General features: G+C 64.1%; 21 protein-coding genes. 13 read left to right on the top strand and 8 right to left on the bottom strand.

Annotation, left to right across the window (positions count from 1 at the left end):
- On the bottom strand, positions 1–750 hold a 750-nt coding region (locus RPS27_RS10500), incomplete at its 3' end, for an Hpt domain-containing protein (protein ID WP_313753989.1).
- 429 nt (positions 751–1,179) lie between these two features.
- Entirely contained in the window at positions 1,180–1,662 is a 483-nt protein-coding gene (locus RPS27_RS10495; protein ID WP_212068981.1) for a response regulator, read from the bottom strand.
- A 436-nt stretch (positions 1,663–2,098) separates the two neighbouring features.
- On the opposite strand from RPS27_RS10495, the gene RPS27_RS10490 reads away from it, so the two are divergent.
- From RPS27_RS10490 to RPS27_RS10475, 4 genes are all read left to right on the top strand, one after another.
- Positions 2,099–2,815 carry a Crp/Fnr family transcriptional regulator gene (locus tag RPS27_RS10490; RefSeq protein ID WP_212068988.1) on the top strand — a complete coding sequence of 239 codons (717 nt, stop codon included), beginning with the start codon at positions 2,099–2,101 and terminating at the stop codon, positions 2,813–2,815.
- Between the two features lie 181 nt (positions 2,816–2,996).
- On the top strand, positions 2,997–3,695 hold the full coding sequence (locus RPS27_RS10485) for a Crp/Fnr family transcriptional regulator (protein ID WP_211416554.1): 699 nt from the start codon (positions 2,997–2,999) through the stop codon (positions 3,693–3,695).
- 152 nt (positions 3,696–3,847) lie between these two features.
- Positions 3,848–4,225, top strand: a complete 378-nt coding sequence (locus RPS27_RS10480) for an Hpt domain-containing protein (RefSeq protein ID WP_211415043.1) — start codon at positions 3,848–3,850, stop codon at positions 4,223–4,225.
- A 100-nt stretch (positions 4,226–4,325) separates the two neighbouring features.
- A complete protein-coding gene (locus tag RPS27_RS10475) occupies positions 4,326–4,574 on the top strand; it encodes a hypothetical protein (RefSeq protein ID WP_194405482.1) in 249 nt (82 codons plus the stop codon).
- Positions 4,575–4,655: 81 nt separating this feature from the next.
- Here the strand turns inward: RPS27_RS10475 and RPS27_RS10470 are convergent, their stop codons facing one another.
- A complete protein-coding gene (locus RPS27_RS10470) occupies positions 4,656–5,279 on the bottom strand; it encodes a helix-turn-helix transcriptional regulator (RefSeq protein ID WP_211415044.1) in 624 nt (207 codons plus the stop codon).
- A gap of 343 nt (positions 5,280–5,622) precedes the next feature.
- Between RPS27_RS10470 and RPS27_RS10465 the strand changes: the two genes are divergently transcribed.
- Entirely contained in the window at positions 5,623–6,786 is a 1,164-nt protein-coding gene (locus tag RPS27_RS10465) for a hypothetical protein (RefSeq protein WP_212068980.1), read from the top strand.
- A 691-nt stretch (positions 6,787–7,477) separates the two neighbouring features.
- On the top strand, positions 7,478–8,686 hold the full coding sequence (locus tag RPS27_RS10460; protein WP_211415046.1) for an EAL domain-containing protein: 1,209 nt from the start codon (positions 7,478–7,480) through the stop codon (positions 8,684–8,686).
- A gap of 86 nt (positions 8,687–8,772) precedes the next feature.
- Here RPS27_RS10460 and RPS27_RS10455 read toward each other — a convergent pair whose 3' ends face one another.
- The gene (locus RPS27_RS10455; RefSeq protein WP_249132430.1) at positions 8,773–9,633 is read right to left on the bottom strand and encodes an NAD(P)H-dependent oxidoreductase; all 861 of its coding nucleotides are present in this window, start codon (positions 9,631–9,633) and stop codon (positions 8,773–8,775) included.
- A 90-nt stretch (positions 9,634–9,723) separates the two neighbouring features.
- Between RPS27_RS10455 and RPS27_RS10450 the strand changes: the two genes are divergently transcribed.
- Positions 9,724–10,665 carry a LysR family transcriptional regulator gene (locus RPS27_RS10450; RefSeq protein WP_212068979.1) on the top strand — a complete coding sequence of 314 codons (942 nt, stop codon included), beginning with the start codon at positions 9,724–9,726 and terminating at the stop codon, positions 10,663–10,665.
- Positions 10,666–10,673: 8 nt separating this feature from the next.
- On the opposite strand, the gene RPS27_RS10445 is transcribed toward RPS27_RS10450, so the two are convergent.
- Positions 10,674–11,534, bottom strand: a complete 861-nt coding sequence (locus RPS27_RS10445) for a DMT family transporter (RefSeq protein WP_212068978.1) — start codon at positions 11,532–11,534, stop codon at positions 10,674–10,676.
- Positions 11,535–11,696: 162 nt separating this feature from the next.
- On the opposite strand from RPS27_RS10445, the gene RPS27_RS10440 reads away from it, so the two are divergent.
- The 3 genes from RPS27_RS10440 to RPS27_RS10430 all read left to right on the top strand — a co-directional run bounded on the left by RPS27_RS10440 (position 11,697) and on the right by RPS27_RS10430 (position 15,510).
- Positions 11,697–13,073, top strand: a complete 1,377-nt coding sequence (locus RPS27_RS10440) for a PLP-dependent aminotransferase family protein (RefSeq protein ID WP_374762369.1) — start codon at positions 11,697–11,699, stop codon at positions 13,071–13,073.
- A gap of 149 nt (positions 13,074–13,222) precedes the next feature.
- On the top strand, positions 13,223–13,885 hold the full coding sequence (locus RPS27_RS10435; RefSeq protein WP_212068976.1) for a hypothetical protein: 663 nt from the start codon (positions 13,223–13,225) through the stop codon (positions 13,883–13,885).
- An 83-nt stretch (positions 13,886–13,968) separates the two neighbouring features.
- On the top strand, positions 13,969–15,510 hold the full coding sequence (locus RPS27_RS10430) for an SEC-C metal-binding domain-containing protein (RefSeq protein WP_313753988.1): 1,542 nt from the start codon (positions 13,969–13,971) through the stop codon (positions 15,508–15,510).
- On the opposite strand, the gene RPS27_RS10425 is transcribed toward RPS27_RS10430, so the two are convergent.
- Complete coding sequence (locus RPS27_RS10425) at positions 15,507–16,112, bottom strand: GDYXXLXY domain-containing protein (protein ID WP_212068974.1); 606 nt, start codon at positions 16,110–16,112, stop codon at positions 15,507–15,509. The genes RPS27_RS10430 and RPS27_RS10425 overlap by 4 nt on opposite strands.
- Complete coding sequence (locus RPS27_RS10420) at positions 16,109–17,380, bottom strand: DUF2157 domain-containing protein (protein WP_212068973.1); 1,272 nt, start codon at positions 17,378–17,380, stop codon at positions 16,109–16,111. Before RPS27_RS10420 ends, RPS27_RS10425 begins: the two co-directional genes overlap by 4 nt.
- Before the next feature lie 351 nt (positions 17,381–17,731).
- Between RPS27_RS10420 and RPS27_RS10415 the strand changes: the two genes are divergently transcribed.
- The 3 genes from RPS27_RS10415 (at position 17,732) to RPS27_RS10410 (ending at position 19,552) form a co-directional block, all read left to right on the top strand.
- A complete protein-coding gene (locus tag RPS27_RS10415) occupies positions 17,732–18,085 on the top strand; it encodes a tripartite tricarboxylate transporter substrate-binding protein (protein WP_313753987.1) in 354 nt (117 codons plus the stop codon).
- Positions 18,086–18,395: 310 nt separating this feature from the next.
- The gene (locus RPS27_RS39710; protein WP_409517546.1) at positions 18,396–18,476 is read left to right on the top strand and encodes an SEC-C metal-binding domain-containing protein; all 81 of its coding nucleotides are present in this window, start codon (positions 18,396–18,398) and stop codon (positions 18,474–18,476) included.
- Positions 18,477–18,571: 95 nt separating this feature from the next.
- Complete coding sequence (locus RPS27_RS10410; protein WP_212068971.1) at positions 18,572–19,552, top strand: DUF4917 family protein; 981 nt, start codon at positions 18,572–18,574, stop codon at positions 19,550–19,552.
- A gap of 23 nt (positions 19,553–19,575) precedes the next feature.
- Here RPS27_RS10410 and RPS27_RS10405 read toward each other — a convergent pair whose 3' ends face one another.
- Positions 19,576–21,252, bottom strand: coding sequence for an ATP-dependent helicase (locus RPS27_RS10405; RefSeq protein ID WP_313753990.1), 1,677 nt, complete (start codon positions 21,250–21,252; stop codon positions 19,576–19,578).
- Positions 21,253–21,265: the final 13 nt, after the last annotated feature.

Here is a 21,265-nt window from a genome sequence, read left to right as displayed (position 1 = left end):
GATCGACTGGTTGGCGATGCGGTCGCCTTCGGAGGCGCCCTCGTCGGCCATCGACTTCTTCGGGGCGGCCTTCTCCTTGGCGGGCTTGGCCGCTTCCTTCGCAGCGGGCGCAGGAGCCGGGGCTTCGGCGGCCGGCGCCGGCGCAGCCTCGGCCTTGGCAACAGGCGCGGGCGCTTCGATCGCGGTCTCGCGGAAGGCGCGCTCGAGCTCGTCGAGCGAGACTTCGCCGGGGCGCAGCGGACGCTCCAGGGTCTGGTCGATCAGCGTGCCCGTGGTCAGGTCTTTGGCGGGCGCGGCAGCGGCAATAGGTGCCTCCGGCACCAGCGGCGGGGCCTCGGCAACAGGAGCAGCAGCACCCGCCGCCATTGCGGCCATGCCCTGCTCGACCATCGCTTCCAGCTTGTCGATGAGATCGCGGTCGTTCCCCTCGGGCTCGGCCTCGGTTGCCTCCAGGCCTGCCAAAATCTCCTTGATGCGGTCGATCGAGGACAGGATCACCGTCACCGCCTGGCCCGTCACCGGCATGCCGTCGCGGAATTTGCCCATCAAGGTCTCGCCGGCATGGGCCAGCGCTTCGAGCCGGGGCAGTCCGAGGAAGCCGCACGTGCCCTTGATGGTGTGGACCAGGCGGAAGATGTTATCCAGGATCTTGGCGTTGTTCGGCTCCTGCTCGAACTTCACCAACTGATTGTCCACGGTGTCCAGGCTCTCGCTGGTCTCCGTCAGAAACTCCCGCAACAGATCATCCATGAGCTACGCCTTACTGACCTGAACCCTGGGACCTCGACGCCTGAACCACCCCTGGCACGGACGGAAGCCCTCCTCTGGATCGTTAGACATCCCCTTTCACAGTCCCGTTAATTTCATCCTCCGTGCTAATACGGATATTGAAGAGAAGTTTGCGGTTCGGCGGCATGCGGCAGCGCTTTTCGGCAAACCCGGCTCCGTGCCGCCGCAGCTTGGAGGCGCGCAGTAAACGCGCCGATAACAGGGAGACGGCGCGCGCGGGAAAGCCCTGCCCATGAAGGGCGATAGGCACGGCCTGCGGGACGTCGGCCCGAGCCGTCCGCAATCGGGAGCGCACCCGGGCCCCCTGTTTCGCGTGGTCGCCGCGACCTGCGAGGTCCGCACATGCGGTAAACGAACGGTTACCCTGTCGCCATGGCGGCCCGCGCCGCGCTAACCCAACCGCGCGGCCGAGGTCATGCCGCCGTCGGGACGACGCTCCGCCAGGCAATCGTTGATGGCGGCGAGCAGCGCATGCGGCGTGAACGGCTTGCGCAGGCAGCGTGCGGCACCGAGCTCAAGCGCCATCCGGAGAAAATCCGGTGCAGGCGAATTCAGGTTGGCGAAAGCGTAGCCGGACATCGCGATCAACGGAACGACCGGCGCACGCTCGTGGAAGATCCGGATCGATTCGAACCCGCGCATGTTCGGCATGAAGATATCGATGATCATCAGATCGAATTGTCCATGTTCGAGGGCACGCAGGCCGGCTTCGCCTCCCTCGGCAATCGTCACTCGAAAATTGTTGCGCTGAAGATAGACATCGATGGCCATGCATACCATCGGGTCGTCGTCGACAACGAGAATATGGCGTAGACTTTCGGTCCCCGTATGAGCTTCCGGTTTCGGCGATTCAATAATTGAACCGTGGGACACGCCGTTCTCCTTTGCTTTCGATCAAGAGAGGGATGGTCGCAAACGTCATTGGCGGAACGAGCAAGACGGAGACGACGGAGATAAAATCCGCGGTCGTCAGGCGCCAAGGTTCAAGGCAATGCCGGATGATCGTAAGCGCTCGTCCGGCGGACGAGACGGGGCGGGTGACCGGCATCCGATGCCAGCACGGGTGCAATGCTTCCGGCTCATGAAGGCCCCCTTACCGCTCTTTCCTGCATGCCCTTGCAGGACACGCGCACCGTCGCGAGCGAATCAGCGCGCCATTCTTATTTCCGTCGCAAATGAAACAGGCTGTCTGCCCGCTAACGGGTATATGGACGACACCACAACCTTTACAATAGTATTTATTCGCCGTGCAACTGAACGACGAACGGACGCCGCGCCGATGTCGATCGAACCCGTCGGATTGACCTGCATGACCGCAAGCGGGCGCCCGCCCAATCAGCTCCTGCAATTGCTCGACGTGGCGGGTTTCGATCTGCTGCGTCCGCATCTCGCGACGATCGAAATGGTCAGGAAGTCTGTCTTGGGCGAAGCCGGGACTGCGCTGAGATATGTGTACTTTCCGCATGGCGGATCGGTTTCGATCACGGTGGGCCTGTCCGAGGGACAGATTATCGAGGTTGCGATGCTGGGCCGCGACAGCGTCGTGGGCGGAGGTGCGGCGCTTGCCGACGGCATCGCGCCGACGGACGCGGTCGTGCTGTTCCCCGGCGCGGCTTCCACCCTTGAAATAGCGGCTTGCCGCGCGGTCGCCGCCGCAAGCGCGCCGTTCCGCGAGCTGATAGTCCGGCACGAGCAGTCGTTGCTCGCGCATGCGCAGCAGTCGCTGCTCTGCAATACGTTGCACCCGGTCGAAGCGCGGCTCGCACGCTGGCTGTTGCGTGCACGCGACCTGTCCGACAGTGAAGTCCTGCCGCTGACCCAGGAGGCGCTGGCGCAGATGATGGGCGTACGGCGCAATGCCGTATCACTGGTCGCGCACGCGCTGCAGCGCGCCGGCATCATCCATTACAGCCGGGGCCAGATCGAAATCCTCGATCTGCGGGCATTGGAGAAGACGTCCTGCGACTGCTATGCGGCGGTAAAGGCCCAACATCTGCGCCTGGTGGGAGCCGTGCCGTGGGGATGACTCCAGCCCTCTATCGTGTGCCGGCGTGAATGCAGCATCCGGGGAACGGTCGCCGGGGCGGACATCTTGTCCCAATTGCCAATATATCCCGACGAGAACATGATGGAACCTACCCGTGCAGGACGTGATGTCGCTTGTCGCGAAACGAGCACGCGGGAAACGGGAGGCAGCTTTGGAAACGATGGTGCGCTCGTCCAACGGTTTCCTGTCCGCACTGCCGGCAGACGACTACGAATTGATCCGCCCGCATCTGCGAACAGTCGATCTGCCCCATGAAGCGGTGCTGGTCGAGACCGGCGAGACGCTGAAGCGCGCTTATTTTCCCCACCGCGGCGTCATCTCGCTGGTGGTGAAACTCGCCAAGGGCGAACATGTCCAGGTCGCCATGATCGGCCGCGACAGCCTGCTCGGGGCGCTCTCGACCATGGGCGATGCATGTGCGTTGAGCACCGCCATCGTGCTGGTGCCGGGCCTTGCGTCGGTGATGGACCTCGACCGGCTGCGGATCGCCGCCGATCAGAGCAGCACCCTGCGCACCTCGCTGACGCGCCACGGACTGGCGGTCTACGTCCAGGTCCAGCAGACCGCGGGCTGCAACGCGGCCCATCCGGTGGAGTCGCGGCTGTCGCGCTGCCTGTTGCACACGCACGACCTGTCGGGCGACTACCGCCTGCTGCTGACCCAGGAGGCCATGGCGCAGATGATCGGGGCGCGGCGCAACAGCGTGTCGCTGGTGGCCAATACCTTGCAGCAGGCCAATTTCATCCATTACAGCCGCGGACACATCCAGCTCGTCAACCTCGACGGCCTGCGCCAGACGGCGTGCGAGTGCTACGCCACCGTCAAGGCCCAGTACGACCGGCTGCTCGGCGCGCGCTGACCGCAGCCCGCATGGTGAACCGCCGGCTAATGCCGGCCTGCAAACACCTGATGTCCCGCTACCGGAACTGAAATTCGAATGTCGTAGACACGGCGAGGTGCCCTCGCGCCGGGACGTGCCGCGCGACAACGACCAATGATCAAGGCAAGGCCATGTTTGACGTCACCATCGCGCCCGCGCAGCAAGTGCTCGATGCCGAACCCGCACGCGAGCCGCGCGCCTACGAAGCATTGGTGCGCGAGATCGGCGAGGACGGTGCGAGTGAAGTGCGCGACGTGTTCTGGAGCGAGACCTGCGCGCGCCTGCGGCTCTTCCGCACGCTCTCGCTCGCCCAGCACCACGCCAGGATCGCGCGCGAAGCGCATTCGCTGAAGAGCGCGGCCGGAACGTTCGGCTATGTCAGGCTCGCGGCGCTGGCGCTCGCGCTGGAGAAGACCGCGGACAGGCTCGGCGATGTCGAATTCCGCGACCTGCTGGACCTGATGGATGCCGCCTATGCCGCCGCGCGCGCACAGGAGCCGCCGCGCTAACCACTCGGGCGTGCATTCCCGCCGTACTTCTACGGCGTGCGATTTTTAGAGATGGCTAATCATAGGTGGCGATAGTCCCGGAAAACCAGGAGGGTTTTCCATGTTCACCTACGAGACCGCGGACCAGAAAGAGGTTCGCCGCTTCCGCATCGCTCAGTTCAACGGCCGCATGGCGACGGTGAAGGCTGGCGAGTCGACGGTGACCGGCTTCGTGCGTTCGGTGCTGGAGCAAGAATCGACCATGCCTCCCCGCTGGACCATCACGATCATCCCGAACGGACCGAGGGAAGAGATCAAGCCGCTGCGCCCCGCCTCGCGCGCGCGTCCCTTCGCCGAGGACTATTTCTGAGCGCGATCGGGCTTTCCGGACTTCCGGGGAGAGATCTCGGGTCTTGCCGGCGCCGCCTGCCGGCAATGCAACACGCCAGCCTCAGTCGATTGAATGCAGCAGCGCCGCACGGACGAGGTCCGCGGTGTTGCGCGCACCGAGCTTGCGCATCGCCTCGGCCCGATGGCTCTCGAAGGTGCGCGGACTGATCTGCATCCGAAGCGCGCCCTGCTTGTTCGAGTAACCTTCGCTGATCAGCCTCAGCACCTCGCGCTCGCGCTTGGTCAGGCGCTTCTGGCCCGCCAGGCCGAGCAGCTCGGCGCTCGGCACGCGCTGGGCGGGCTGTGCGCGCATCGCCTTGGTGTCCGCGTCCTCGACGCTGGACGGGATCGGCAAGCCGCCCTTGCCAGGGCCGGCAAGCTGCTTGACCAGGCCGCAGACGCGCTCGGTCTGCGCCAGCGCATTCTCGACCACCCGCTGCAGATAGGCACGGTCGCCGGTCACAGGCGCGAGCTGATCGCTGTGATGCTTGATCTCGCCCATGTAGAGCAGCAGCGCGGTCAGGGGGCCGTTGAGCTCGCGGGCGATGGCAGCGGCCATTTCGTCGGCCGCCTTGGCCCGGGCGGCGCTCAGGCGGACGAAATCGAGCTCTTCAGTTGGAGCAGCGCTGCTTTCGTACCATTCCGACGGCCGCGAATCGGTGGCCGTATCATTCTGTGACCCCATGTCACTCATTTAGCGGAACCCGGGGCGCTCTGTGGTTAACTTTTTGCTCCGTAAGACTACGGTGATTTTGACGGTTTTGCGCTAAAACGGCGGCGGCGGCACAATTTGTGCTTGAGTCATGTTGCCCTCGACCGCGCAGAGGTTGAGTTTCCCGCCGAGTTCCTGGCTAATTCTTAGGCAGTCAGGCGAAAACTCCTTAACCGCGGCCTTCGCCGCGAGGGCGCCCCCCGGTTTTTACGGAATAATTAACGGCGACTTGCTTCTCTTGGGGTTGAGAGCGCGCAAATGCCTCCACGCATTGGGCCCGCACGCCCGCGGGAAACGCTGCGAAAGATTGCGTGCCATGAACGAGATCGATCGGCTGTCGGAATTCCTGCAGAGGCTGACGCCGCTGTCGCGCAGCTGTCTGCTCAGCGAACTCGAGCGGCTCGAGCTTTGCGGCATCGACATGCCGGGCTCGGCGGAGATCCAGTCGCGACTGCGCGCCGAATTTCGCAAGGACGGATCGACCCAGGCGCGCGCCACCAGCCCTTCGCGCTACTTCTTCGCGCCGCTCGAGCTGCTGCTGATCGACGGCGCGCCCGAGCACGCCAACATGGGGCGGATCTCGCGCAACACCCTCACGCCGATCTGGGAGTGGATCTGCCGCGATCTGCTGCCGACCATGGCACGCGACTACATCAAGGCGATCGGCGACCAGGTCGTCGCCAACAACCCGAAGGAAGTCCTGAAGATCGCGTCGACCTTCCAGACCAAGGTCGTCAAGGTTCTCGAGAGCACGTTCGCTTCGGCGGAGAGCACCGAATTCGCTCGCGGCAAGCTCGCGCAATACACGGCCTCACGCAGCGCCTTCGACGACGTCAAGAAGATGCTGCATGTGCTGCGCGCCGGCAATGCGCTGCCGAAATTCAACGAGAAACTGCCCGAGAAGATCGCGAAGTTCGGCGACGGCCAGGTCGTCCAGATCACCGCGCAACTCGACGCCTTCAAGAAGGCCCATCCGGAAGCACTGCCCTTCGCGCTGGCGCTGGTGGCGCGGCGCCTCGCGACGTCCTGGCAATTGGCGCGCCTCGCCACCAAGGCTGCCGCGAGCAAGAGCGCCGCTGACGTCGCCGCCACGCCCTATGCCTGCGTCATCCCCATGGTGCTCGACCGGCTCGACGACAAGCGCCTCGCGCTTCGTGTCGCGCTCCGGCACAACCGGGTGCTGGTGGCGCGCGATCTGCTCGCCGAGATCTACGACACCGAATATGCGCTCAAGGTGCGCATCGACGGCATCGAGAATTGCGAATGGGGCGTCCGCCTTCAACAATTGATGGACGCGATCGCGGCCCTGGTGTCCGCCGAGGTCAGCCGCTTCCCGTCCAATGTCGGCCATATTCTCGGCTCGCGCCGGCTGCGCAGCCACGACACGATCGGCGGCAAGCTGACTTATCTGGCCTGGAAGGGGCGCGACGCGATGCAGGACGGCGCCGCAGCGTTTCGCAAATTGATCGGGCAGAGCTGATATCGCACGTCGCGCTTAATTCGCGCGAGGCAGGCACAGGAAGCGATCGAGAAATCGCCCTGACATCACGACCCTAAACCACCAATACATCAACCGCCGCGTCGTCATTGTCGCAAATCCTCGACAGCCCACCACCGGCTACGCGGAGCAATAGCGCAAGTGCAGCAATACGCGTGTGATGCGTTTCACATTCGCGGCGGCACGCGCGGCCGCGTTGTCGCAGCACCTCCGCGCGCGCTGGCGAAACATGCCCGCACCGCGCGAACGCGAACCGTCCCCTGCCCACCCTCGCTCGTTGGTTAGGGTGGACGACTGACACACTGTCCGCGGACGGCGCTCCGTTCACCATCGTCGTCGCGCATGGTCGGTCGCGCATCGCAAAATGGCGCCTTAAATTAATCTTCCGATGGTGTTGCAGGTGCTTCGAAAGGATACATCACGTCATCGCTCACCAGCGTCCGCCGGCGCGCAGGTCGCGCCCATGTTGCGCGATCGAAGATCTGCATGCGCGTGCAGCGGTTGCGCGTGAGGTGCTGGGGTATGCGAGTTGTTTTCGAAGAATTCGTCGAAAAATTAGCTCGAGTTGCAGGGTTTAACGTTACTCAAATAATTCAACAACGATGTGAAGCTCACCTTATTTGGACCCACGCTCGCCGTTTAAGAAACCGTCACGGAACGGGAGTGGTATACGATGAACGATGGGATGGTTGAGCTCGTCGGACGAAGGCCTGTGACCTTCGGACGGCGAAAGGTGACCCCGCGCGCCTGCGTGGCCGACAGCAAGCGTCACTTGCGCGCCTTCCTCAGCGAAGTGCTGGAGGATCTCGGCTTCGTCACCAGCGAATGCGCCAGCGCGGACGAGCTGCAGACCGTGCTCGCCACCGAATTGCCGGATCTGATCCTGCTCGGCGTCGCCACCGACGGCATCGAGCCGGGACGGTTTCTGGAGATATTGGTGCGTGAAGCCTTCGCCGGGAAAGTTTTGGCGGTCGGCGCGCGCGAATCCATCATCGTCAGGGCCGTGCGGCAGGTCGGCGAAGAATATGGCCTTGCCATGCTGCCGCCGCTGACCACGCCCTTTGCCGCGGAGACGCTGCGCGAGCGTGTCGCGATGCTGCTGCCGGACGAACCGGCGCCGAGCCCAGCCGTGCATGTCGGCGAAGCCCTGCATGCCGGCTGGCTGGAGCTCTGGTACCAGCCCAAGATCGATGCGCGTACGCTGGTCCGCAGCGGCGCCGAAGCGCTGGTGCGGATGCGGCATCCGACCTGGGGCGTGGTGCCGCCGGCCTATTTCATTCCGGAGCCGCACGATCCGCATTTGCGCGACCTGTCGGAGTTCGTGATCGATCGCGCCATGCAGGACTGGCACTATCTTCTGGAGCATCAAAGCCCGGTCGATCTGTCGATCAATCTTCCCGCCTCCTACCTCAGGGAGCCGCAGGCGGTGCGCGATCTCTGTCGCCGCGTTCCGACGCATCCGGCCTTCGGCGGGCTGACGGTCGAGATCGACAGCGAGGAGGCGATCCGCGACCTCGATCTCCTGACCGAGGTCGCGCGCGAGGTGGGCCTGCACAACATCGGCCTGTCGGTCGACAATCTCGGCGCCAACTGGCCGGCGCTGATGGAGCTCGACAGAATTCCCTTCGTGAAGCTGAAGGCCGACCGGCAATTCGTCACCGGCAGCGGCAATGACCGGCTCAAGCGCACGGTGTGCCGCCACATCGTCGAGCTCGCGCAGGGCTATGGCGCGCGCAGCGTGGCGCAAGGCGTCGAGAGCCGCGCCGACCTCGTCGTGGCCAACGAGCTCGGCTTCGACCTCGTGCAGGGCTTCCTGTTCGGCAAGCCGATGCCGCTGAAGAAGTTCGCCCGTTCGACGCTGACGAAAACGGTGATGGAGTAAGCTCGCCTGCGGCTCACGTCGTTGAAGGCGCGCGAGACTTGTCGATCGCGCGCGCCTTCGCCGGCCTGCCCTTGCAATCTTCGCGTTCAGGCTTTCGCGGCGCAGGCATCCACCGGCAAGTGAGCACGCGCCTCTCTCGTCGAGTCTCTCGGCGAGATGCTGGCCTCGGGCGCGAGGTGGATCGCAAAGCCGCTCGCCGCGGGAGGCTCGAGCCCGGCGCGCAGCTGCATGCTTGGAATCAGGTAGTCACCGCCGTTTTGGCGCCGATACGGAATGGGCAAGGCCGTCGCAAGCGTCCTGATCCTCTCCCGCAAACGTTCGGCCATCGCGTCGAAACCGGCTTCGTCGAGCTTGTCGGCCTTGTAGACGACGAACGGCGGAAGGACATCGTATCCCGGGTAGTAGAGAATGCCGTGATGGATCGGAAACAGGAGGTCGTCGATCGGGCCGTTGATTCCGCGAGCCGAGTAATGCTCCTGCCAGCCGCCGGTCGTCACGATCAGCATCGCCCGTTTGCCCGCCAACTTGCCTTCGCCATAGCGATCGCCCCACCGCCTGTCGCTGTGCTCGCCGACACCATATGCGAAGCCATAGGCGAACACGCGATCGACCCATCCCTTGAGGATCGCAGGCATGCTGAACCACCACAGCGGGAATTGCAGAATCAGCGTGTCTGCCCATAGCAACTTCTCGATCTCGCCCCTGACGTCGGGGGTGAGCGTGCCGCTTTCGAAAGCCTGCTTGGATGCAGCAGCGGGCGCAAGCCGCGCATCCGTCGGCAGCGCCGGGAAGTCGGCGCGGCCGATGGCCGAGGTCCAGCCCTGCGCATAAAGGTCCGACACTCGCACGTCGTGGCCCTGCGCCTCGAGCTCTCGGACCGCAACATCCCGCAGCGAGCCGTTGAGCGAACGCGGCTCCGGATGCGCAAAAACTATCAATACCTTCATGATCGGCACCATTCGTTGAGGATGTCCCGCAGCTAGCGCGGCCCCCTGCAATCCGCTAGATGACGGTAATGGATAGGATCATGCCGAAAAATGGATAGATCGGAGGTCAGCCTCGAGCGCATGCGCAGCTTCGTGAGGGTCGCCGAGCGGGGAAACCTGTCGGCCGTCGCGCGCGAGCTCGGTGTTGGGCAGTCCAGCGTGACGCGGCACATTCGGGAACTGGAGCAGGCCGTGGGCGTGCCGCTGCTCACGCGGACCACGCGCAGCGTGACGATGACCGAGGAGGGGCGCCGCTATTATGCCGATTGCGTGCAGATCCTGCGCCTGGTCGAGCACGCCGGCGACGAGGCGCGCAGCGCCCGCGGCGCGCCCGCCGGAACGATACGGATATCCTGCACCGCGGCGTTCGGCGTGCTCCATGTCAGCCGTCTCATCTTCGCTTTCCAGGACCGCTATCCCGATGTGTCGGTGGATCTCAACCTGACGGACGAACGGGTCGACCTCGTGAGGGAAGGTGTCGATGTCGCGCTCCGCCTGGGGCCGCTCGCCGAGAGCTCGATGAAGCTCAGATCCCTAGGGCAGTCGCGGCGGCTGCTTGTTGCCGCGCCCGACTATCTGGCGAGGTGCGGCACGCCCGCGCGTCCGCAGGACCTCGCAAGCCACCAGGGAATCAGAATGTCCAACGTCGCCGGCAGTGATGTGCTCGTGCTGCAAGGCCGCCGCGGCGGACGCCAAGAGGTCCCGTTCACGGGGCGATTGCGCGTGGATCACGGACTTGCCGCGCGAGAGGCGTTAGCGGCCGGCCGCGGGATCGGACCCACGCATCTCTGGCTCGTCCACGATCTTCTCGCGGCCGGCAAGCTCGAACGCGTGCTCGCAGACTATTCGCCGCCTCCCGTCCCGCTGAGCCTACTGATCGTACCGGAGCGCTCCGGCGTCGCACGGGTACGGCTGCTGGTCGATTTCCTCGCCGAGCAGATCGCGCGAATTCCCGGAATCGAAAAGGCTCAATCGGGCAGGCGACAGAGCTGACGTTGCCGTCAGGCAAACCGCCGCGCGAAGAACACGCAGGCGACCACGAGCACGGTCGCGGCGATCATGCTCCAGGCGACGGGCTCGTGCAGCAGAAGCCCCGCGAGCGCGAGGCCGAAGAACGGCTGGAGCTGTTGCAACTGGCCGACCCGCGCGATGCCGCCGAGCGCGAGGCCGCGGTACCAGAAGATAAAGCCGACGAACATGCTGAAGATCGAGACATAAGCGAGCCCGATCCAGGCGGGCACGCTGATGCCGCTCCAGGCGGACGGCCAGGTGAGAAGCGCGACCGGCAGCATCAGCGGCAGCGCAAGCAGCAGCGCCCAGGAGATCACCTGCCAGCCGCCGAGCCGGCGCGACAGCGCCGCACCTTCGGCATAGCCGAGGCCGCACAGCACGATCGCCGCCACCATCAGGAGATCGCCGGTGAACGAAGCCGATCCGTCACCGGACAAGGCAAAGCCGGCCACCGTGGCACTGCCGAGACCGGCGAACAGCCAGAACAGCGGCTGCGGTCGCTCGCCGCCGCGCACGACGGCGAAGACCGCTGTCGACAATGGCAACAGGCCGATGAAGACGATCGAATGCGCGGAGGTGATGTGCTGGAGCGCGAGCGCGGTCAGCAGGGGAAAGCCGACCACGACACCGGCGGCGACGATCGTGAGTGAGACGAGATCCTTGCGCTGCGGCCGCGCCTGACGGAGCAGACCGAGCACGGCAAGACCAATCAACGCCGCGATGACCGCGCGCACCGAGGTCAGGAACAGCGCGGAGAAGCCGCCGACCGCGACGCGCGTCGCCGGCAAGGAGCCGCTGAAGATGATGACGCCGAGAAGTCCATTGCCCCAGCCGCTGCCCGCAGATTGCATCGCCGTCCCATTCTCCTGTGTCGCGACACTGAGCCCTCGGCGGTGGCGAGACCAGCGACAATCCAGTACAATCCGGCAAAACTGTGTGGGTATGGAAGGTCATACACTTTGGACAGCGACGCGCAAACCAGGGGACGCGGCGGCACGCGGACCATCGACGTGATGAGCGCGATCCGCGCCAAGGTCGCCGGCCGCGCGCTCGGTGCCGGCGACCGACTGCCGTCGATCCGCAGCTTCGCCGCAGCGATGAACGTCTCGCCCTCCACGGTGGTGGAAGCCTATGACCGCCTCGCCGCCGAAGGCCTGATCCGCGCCCGCCGCGGCTCGGGCTTCTATGTTGCGCCGGCGATCATGCCGCCGCTTGCGCTTGCCGAAGCCGGGCCGCGGCGCGACCGGGAGGTCGATCCGTTCTGGGTCTCCCGGCAATCGCTCGATGCCGAAGCTGGCGTGCCAAAGCCCGGCTGCGGCTGGCTGCCGGCGAGCTGGATGCCGGAGGCTGGCTTGCGCCGCGCGATCCGTGCGCTGGCGCGGACCGATGCGGATCTGTTGACCGACTATGGCAGCACGCGCGGCGGACTTGTGCTGCGCCGGCTGCTGCTCGCGCGCCTCGCCGAGGATGCGATTCACGCGTCCGTCGATCAGCTCATGCTGACGGGCTCGGGGACGCAAGCCACCGACCTCGTCTGCCGCTTCCTGCTGCGTCCCGGCGACACGGTGCTGGTCGACGATCCCTGCTACTTCAATTTCCGTGCGCTGCTGCGGGCGCATCAGGCCAGGATCGTCAGCGTGCCCATGACGCCGACGGGCCCGGACATCGCGCGCTTCGAGCAGATCCTCGCCACTGAGCGTCCCAGGCTCTACATCACCAATTCGGCCCTGCACAATCCGACCGGCGCGACGCTGTCGCTTCAGACGGCGCACCGGCTGCTGACGGCCGCCGCCGCGCACGACCTCACCATCATCGAGGACGACATTTTCGGCGACCTCGAGCCGGAGCGCTCGCCACGGCTTGCCGCGCTCGACGGGCTCAATCGCGTGATCCGCATCGGCAGCTTCTCCAAGACGCTGTCGGCCTCGGTCCGCTCGGGCTACATCGCCGCGCGGGCCGATTGGATCGAGCATCTCGTCGACCTCCAGGTCGCAACCAGCTTTGGCGGTCCCAGCCCGGTCGCGACGGACATCATCGCAAAAGTGCTGGCCGGCGGCGGCTATCGCAAGCACATGGACGAGCTCCGGCAAAAGCTCGCGAGCACCCGCCGTGACGTCGCGCGAAAACTTGGCGCGATCGGCATCGAACCCTGGCTGATGCCGCGCGGCGGCTTCTTCCTGTGGTGCCGCCTCACGGGCGGGCAGGACGCCGCACAACTCGCGCGCGCGGCGCTCGAGGACGATGTGGTGCTGGCACCGGGCAACGTGTTCAGCGTGGCGCAGACCGCCTCGCATTTCATGCGCTTCAACGTGGCGCAGATGAACGATCCCCTGGTGTGGGACGTGCTGCGGCGGGCGTTGAAAAAGCAGGCCCGGAACAATGGCGCCTGATCCGCGGAAACGGAATTAAGCAAACTGAAAGGCCGATAGTCGCCAATTGGACAGAAAGAGGTTGCGGCACAGTTGCGCTGGTTTAAGCTGCGAACTGCAAATTTTTAGCCGGCCACGGGTCCGGTCCCATCATTAGTTAAACGACGTTCATGCGCACCTTCATTCTCGCGGCGATTGCCGTTCTTGGACTCTGCTATTTTCCGGCCCAGGCCGAGACCCTGCAGAAGAAGCACGGTCCCGGATGGAACTGCAGCTACATCTCCGTCGAACTGCAGGGCCTGTATAAGAAATGCATGGACTGCGACAGAGAGGGGAAGTACGTCGCGCGCACCGGCTACGATGAAGGAGAATGCATTCACAAGAACTCGTTGAGAGAAAATCTCACGACCCGGCCGGACTACGAAAGTCCCCAGGAGGAGAGGATGCGGCTGAACAGCGCTGCCGCCGCCGCTCGCGAGTTGCAGGAGTTTCAGCGCTGGCGAAATCAGCGCACGCCGCTTGAATCGGACGTGTCAGGTGACGGTGGCGGGCGCGTGGCTCCCAGTGCCAGGAAGCCAAATTCCTCCCCGAGCGGACATTCCTTCCCAACCAGAGAGTCGGGCGTCAGCGGCTCCGGCGAGCCGGCTGGCTCGAGCTCGAATTCACCTGGAATCGGTTCGAAGCCATCCGGGGCAAACGTCGGCGGCCCAGCTCATCCGTCAGCCTCGGCGCCCGTCGGCGGTGTGCACATCGGAGCGGCTCCGACGGGGACGGAAAGCGACCTGAGCGAGCTCAGACGCAAGGTCCTCAATTTGCGGAAGCCGGATACTTAACCTCAACATTTGTCGAGCGGGGGAAACAGAGCTCCATGATGCACAGGGTGCTTGTCGATCGGCGCGGTTTTCTGGCGTCAGGAGTGAGCGCGTTAGTCCTGCAAAAGCCCCTGGCTGCGATGGCGGCGGACAAGACCTGCAGCGTTCCCGCCACGGTTTCGAAAACGGACATAAGGGCGGAGGTCGCCGTCTCGCTGCGCGAAGCCTTGAAGCGGGCGAAAGCGGGCGGGTCGAAGCGGCTCACCGGATTGACCCGGATCGATACCGTCTGCCAGGACGACGATTACGACATCCTGCTCTGCGGCGTTGCCGAGAAGGGCCAGCCGGATCTTTATCTCGACGATCTCATCGTCGCGATCAGGTCGGCCGCCAGGAAGTACGGCAACATCGAGCCGGGAATCTCGCTGGATCCGGACAGAGATCAAACGCCGAATCTCGACCAGATTTCGGGGCGGGATGCAGCCGCGAAGCAACAATATTTGCGGATGTGCTCTCAACAGCCGCAAAAGGTTCGCGTCGACTCCCTACCCAGGCATTGTCGCGTGACGAAGGTGCTGGTCGAAGCCGACTATCGCATGAAGCAAGTCTCGCAGGGCACGCTGCAATTGCCTGTCGATCCGCCCCTGCCCGGCACCTTCGCGCGCCGGCTCAATCAGTCGCGGCAGATGCTGCGGGCCGGCACGTCCATGGGCGATTGGAGCAGCCGGCGCCGGTTCTGGTTCGAGCCCGGCAAGTTCGAATATGCACACGACTATCAAGTCGCGTCGCTGCAATCAGCCCAGGTGATCCTCAGCGACGCCGATGCCAACGCGGATGCAGGTGCCAAGAACGGCAACGAAGATCCCATCGCCAGGGAGTTCGCCTGCGACTGGACCGCCCGCATGGAGGAGACCATCCGGGCCGAGCCGATCTGGCGCGACATGTACAATATCTACCGGCATTTCGCGATCGCACACATGCTGAAGGAGCGGAGCCTCCACCACTATGAACTCACGCGGCTGATCGACGCTCATCAGATCGATCACGTCGAATTGCCCGACACACTTCCGGGCCTTGGGCGTTGGGAAACCATCGAGGAGACCAAGGGCAACCGTCGGATGACGCTGGTCTCATCGGTGTGCGGCGGGGTGTCGCTCGGACTCGCATCGCGCGTGACGGCAACCCGGGTCAGCTCTGAAAGCAATTCGCCGTCGCAGATGGCGTTGCTGTCGCGGGCGGTCATGCTCTCACGGCCGGAAAAGACATCGGTGAGCTGGACCGTTCCGACGACGGCCCTTCAAGCCGCCGCGAAATGGTATGTGGAGCGAGAAGAGCAGCGCCAGCAGGCGGCCAGAGAGTCCGAGGAGCGGGACCGCAAGCAGGCTAACGACACCAAGATGGGAATAGCGATGCTGGGCGGTTTCGTGGTGACCGCATTATTCGTCGGGTGGCTGTTGAACCGCCGAAACGCACCGACCCCGGCAATGGCGACCGCGGGTTCGGACGCCTCATCGGCTTCGCTCTCGAAGATGCCCGAGGAAGCCGAGACGTCGGGGGAGTTTGCAGGCTTGCGACGCAACGATCCTTGCCCGTGCAATTCAGGAAAGCGCTACAAGCATTGCCACGGCGCGCACGAGGCGACCTAATACAGCGGCTCCTCGTACACCGGCTGCCCGTCGAGCAGCAGGCGCTTGATGGCGGCGCGGCCTGAGGGCAGCACGGCGGCGACGATGCGCAGCTTCTGCTGGTTGCGGGCCTGCTCGAGCTTGCCGCCCTCGCCTTCCGGCACGAAATAGCTTTCGAGACCGTATTTGATCGTCAGCTTGTCGCAGAAGGTGCGGATGTTCGATCCGCAGGAATAGCTGACGCGGCCGCGGATGAGCACCTCGGGCGCGGTGACCGGCACCGGCTCGGCATGCGCGGAAACGGCGGCGTAAACGCCCTCGGCATTGGGCGCGAGCTTGACGAACACGGCGGGGGTGCGCGACTCCGCCGGCTTGCCGGCGAGCGCGCCGGCCGCGACCTGCGAGATGTCGTAGCGCAGCACGACATAATCGCCGCGCAAGAGATCGCGCGGATCGACCGGCTGGGTCTGCAGCGTGACCTCGGTGCCTTCGCGCAGGATCTGCACGCGGTCGACGACCATCAGCACCAGCAGCAGGCATTGCAGCAGCACAGCGACGCCGAACAGCACGGGCTTCGGGATACGCTGCCAGAGCGCGGATATGGATGTGACCAGCTGGTTCATCGTGCACTCCTCGGCAGCGCGCGGTTGAGCGCCGTTGCGAAGACGACGGCGACGATGCCGGCCGCCGCAAGGAACGCCGAGCGGGCGAGCAGCGAGCCCTTCACCGCCCAGGTGATGCCGGCGATGACGCCGGCAATGCCGAGCCAGCCGGCCACGATGCGCGGCCGCACGTCGTCGAGCACGCCGGAGACGACGAGACACAGCATGGCGCACAGCAGCGCGGCATAAGCGAGCCACGGCTCGCCGCCTGTCGAGACCGGCCAGAGCGGCGCGGCGAGCAAGACGAGCCCGATCGCGCAGGCTGCGAGGATCTCACCTTTGCGCCTGGTGAGCGTGGCGGAGACGAGCGCGAGGACCACGCCGGCCGCTCCGCACAGGATCGCCCACGGCGGCTGGGCGGATCCCGCGCCGGTGCGGAAGCGGATGATGTCGTCGACCGTCGTGACCTCCAGGATTGCGGCCGCGGCGAGCGAGAACGCGCCATAGATCGACAGCACGCTCCCGAGCTGCAGCGCCCGCGGCGAGGACCTGGCGGCGATCGCAAGCCCGGCGCCGAACAGCAGGGCCGCGCCGTTCGCGAGCACGAAGGACGGCTGCGGCCCGTCGAAATCGAAGCGCAGCGAGGTGGCGATCCACCACGGCAGCGCCGCGAGCGCGACGAGGTGGGCCGCGACGCGGGAATTCCACGCGAACGCAAGCCCCGCGGCAATCAGCCAGACCGCCAGATACGGAAGATGCAGGATGTCGGGCGAATCTTGGATTCGCATGCAGGTCCAGATGCCGGCGGCGACGAGGCCGACCGCGAGCGCCCCGCGCGAGCCGGTGAGCAGCGCCGCGACCAACGCGCCGATCGACCACAGCAGCATGCCGCCGGCAAAGTCGTCGCCGAGATGATACATCTGGCCGACCAGCGCGATGCCCGCGCCGAAGATGATCGCACCGATGCTGGCGCAGAGATCGGCGAGAACCTCGCGCCCCCGCGCAGCGAACCAGGCGCCGAGGGCAGAGGTCACGACCATGCCGGCGATCAGGATCGCAAACCGCAGCAGCCGCGCGATCTCCGTCCAGTGCGCGGCGACGAAGGCGAGGAACGCCGCCGCGATCAACAGCCCGCCGACGATGCCGACCACCATTGCGATGTTGATGCCCGCCGGCAGCGGCGGCAGCGCATGGCGGATCGCGGCGGCAGCCGCCGGCGCAATCACGCCGTCGGCCTCCCATCGCGCAAGATCGGCGTTGAGGCGGTCGCGGTAGGTCTTCTCGAACATCGGGGTGGGTTACCTCGGGGCCGCCTGATGGCGGGGCATTGCTGGGTCGGTGCGGGCGGGGAGTGGGTTCAAGGGGATGGGGCGGCCGGGGTCTTATGCCCCGGACAATAAAAAATGCAAAAAACAACCCCATGCACAGTAGGCGGGGGCTGTGAGATCAATGGGTTACGGGGGGCCGATTTGCTGTCCCGTCGGGCAAATTTTGGGGAAGCGATGCGCGCGGCGTCTTCGCCGAAGGCAACTCATCGACCGCCGGCATCAAGCTGACCCACGTGCCCTACAAGTCTGGCGCGAGCCAGATGACCGACATGATGTCGGGCATCCCTCAACGTTTCCTTCGACGACCTCACCGTGCTGAGGCCGCTGATCGACACCGGCAAGGTCAAGGTGCTCGGCACCACCGGCGCGGCGCGGATGGCCGCGCTGCCCGACGCACCGACGGTGCTCGAGGCCGGCTCGCCCGACGCCATCAATGCCGGTGCGACCTGGGTCTCGCTTCCCGCCGGCACCGACCCGAAAATCGTGAGCAAGCCCTCCGACGCGCTCGCCGCCGTGCTCGCCGACCCCGGCATCGCCGCCGACCTCGCCGCCAACGGCCAGGTCTCGATCGCCGACAAGGGGCAAGCCGAGCTGGTGCCGTTCATTGTGGAGGAGACGGCGCGAAACAAGCGGGTGGTTGAGAGGGCGGGGATTGGGGAACGGTAGTGGGGGCGCTTGCCTTCGACCCCGAAGTAATTTGCACGACGATAGGCGGGTTGCGGCCAGTCCTCTCGAAGGCGCGACGGAGTTGCGCGGTCGACGCTAGCTCGGGCTTTTATGTGCCCCGAGGTTCGCCATCGAGACAGTGCGCGCGGTTCGACTGTTATGGAACATCTCGCGCAACTGTTAGGATGTGCAGCCAAATTTTATCAGCTGGCCGATTTCTTCAGCCGGCTCAAAGTCAATCAATGGCGCGCTAGGCTCTTCCTTAGAAGCGGCACAGTTTGTCCCGCCTCCCCGTTCCAGCAAACCAGCGATGGCACGCAAGATCGGTCGCAATGAGCCTTGTCCGTGCGGTAGCGAGCTGAAGTACAAAATGTGCTGCTTGGCGCGCTAGGCCGGCTACATTGCCGCTTTACCAATTAACCGCTTCCGAACTTTTGAAGTCGGATCAACCCACGCACTAGTGCACCATTCGGGCAGGTAAACGTCATGACGACTATTCATAAATGGGCCTCCATCAAGGAGCAGTTCACGCAAGGGGTTCTCATCGGGAATGGGGCCAGCATAGCGGTGAGCGGCAGCTTCAATTACGGATCCCTCTACCAGGCCGCAAAAGACGCCAAATTTCTCACTGATGACACGCAAGAGGTCTTCTCCTCGTTCAAGTCTCAGGATTTCGAGCTGGTGCTTAGGCGACTTTGGCAGGCCACCCTTGTCAACAAAGCCCTGCAGATTGACAACAAGCGCGTCGATGCAGCCTACGTTGAAGTGCGCAAATCCCTCATCTCAACAGTCCATGCGATCCATCCGGCCTACGAGGACGTCAAAAAGCACTTCTCCGCGATCGGGGCCTTCTTGATGGAATTTCAGACGGTGGCATCGGCGAACTATGATCTGCTGCTCTATTGGGCCGCAATGTGGAACAACGACAATGGCTTCGGCTCGTGGTTCAAAGACGGCTTCGGCAACGCGACCTTTCGGGACGACTGGCAGACCCTCAGGGAACCCTACAGGGCCGAGGGCGCTACCCTTTACTTTTACCCGCATGGCAACCTCTGCCTGGGCACCCAGGCCGAAGGCGGCGAGATAAAGATCGCGGCCGGCGGTGAGAACCTGCTCCAGACAATTACCGAGCAGTGGGAGCAAGGGGTGGTCACCCCGTTGTTTGTGAGCGAGGGGACCACCGAGCAAAAGCTGACAGCGATCCGCCGATCGAATTACCTATCTCGGGTGCACATCGAGGTGCTTGGCGCTCTCGGCGATGCCGTTGTCTTCTACGGGTTGGGATTCTGGCCTCAGGATGAGCACCTGATCCAGCGCGTCGCGACGAAAGCCAAGAGCGCAGCGGTGAGCGTCTACAAGGGTGAGCAGAAGATGATCGATAGAGCGTCAAGCATGCTCGAAAAAGCAGGCATTAAGAACGTCGCTTTCTTTGATGCGGAAAGTTCCGGCGCTTGGATTTACACTTAGCGCCCCATCTGTTCACCGAAGCGTCAAAGTACGGACAGCGGCGCAGAATTCGAAGGTCTGATAATAGCAACCCGCTGGCGTGCGCGGGTAATCGCAACGCGCAGCAATCGTCGGCTCTGCGGGAATGGCGGTTTTTCGCTGCGGTCGTCGAAGAAGAACGACTTGAACGCCCCTTCGACGAGGATCACACCGTCAAACTCCTTCCCCTTCGACTTGTGAATGTTCATAACTAACACGCCTTGGGGATCTTGCTCAGCTGATATGAGCCGTTCCTTGTCAAGCACTTTCTTCACCAGCACGGTCGTGCCCGCGTAGCCACCGGTGGCGACCCATGAGTCAGCCAAGCCTTGCCCGAGCGCGTCCGTAGCACGGAACAGCCGAATGAGCCGGACTTGACGCTGTATCTCGACAAGCGCTGGCGTCTGCGCAAGCACCCGGCTCGCCGCCCGCCAGTCGGTGACCGGATCGCCGACTAGATGGACGCCAGCCTCGACCGCTGCGGCGACTTCTTTTGTCTTCTTTGTCCTGAGCTTACCGCCGATCGATATTGCAGTTGCGGCCTCACCGAATTGGCGCCCGAGGTTCTTGGCCAACAGAGTGCCATCAGTCGCCGCCTTTAACCGGTAATAAGCTGAAACGAGCCTGAGCGTCTGCGCCTGAGCGTCCCTTACATTTTGGCGTGGCCACTCTAGGATAGAGGCGAGCACCACAGCCGCTGCAGCCGACAGTTCGGCGTCCCAAATCACCTCGTGCGAGATCGGCTTGAGGGTCTGGTCCTTGTAGGTGTGCTGTTGCCCCAGGATTATCGAAATGTCTGCCACGAGTGGGTTACTGCGTGTCAGTACGGCGATGGTCGGATTGGTGATCTTTGCCTTTGCCAACTTACTGAACATCCAGATCACTGCGGCATGCACCGTGGCGCCGAACCCTCTGGGCGGGTAACTGTGCTGGGTGACCTCACCACATGGCGACGGCAGAGCCGTGTTATTCATCACCGCGTCGGCGAAGGCCAGAATTCCCCCGTTCGGGCTGCGATGATTGTCCCCAGCCAAATCGACTGCTTTCGGTTTCAAAAACGCCTGCGCTTTCTTCAACCGCAGCGGATCTACCTTTGGGTCATACTGAAAAATGCTTTGATCAGGATCCGCAAGGCAGAAGATATTCGTTACCTGCGACAGTGCGGCGACGATGCGCCATTGGTCATCATTGGTATCTTGGAATTCGTCAACGATGACCAGAGGATATTTGCGACCCAGCAGTGCCCGAACAGCAGCGCAGCCCTCGACGATATCGGCCATCGCCCCAGCAAACTGGTCAAAGACGAAAATCCCCTCGGCCTCCGCCCGGCGCGCTAGTTCCTGAGACCAATCGCCATCGAACTCGGCGCGTTCGAGCCGCTCGACATCAGGATAAATGATACGCGTCTGCAGGCCGTTCAATAGGCGCCCATAGGACCGAAGGCATTCCAGGCAGAACGAATGATAGGTTTGTACTTCGATAACCTGGCGCTCATTGCGGGTCAGGATTGACTTGCAACGCGTCAACACCTGCCGGACGGCGGCTCGGGAGAAGCTCAGGAAGAGGACTTCCTGACCGGCCGAAAGTGTCGGAATAATCTTCTGAGCCTTCAGCAGCGCAATCGTCGTCTTTCCAGAACCTGGCCCGCCCATGACGAGCAAATGTCCTGGCTCCGCAAGAATATCAAGCCGCTTC

It is taken from the genome of Bradyrhizobium sp. WYCCWR 12699 (genome assembly GCF_032144035.1).
Lineage (GTDB): Bacteria > Pseudomonadota > Alphaproteobacteria > Rhizobiales > Xanthobacteraceae > Bradyrhizobium.
Note: the sequence above shows the minus strand (reverse complement) of the source record. Positions and strands in the feature narration are given on the sequence as shown.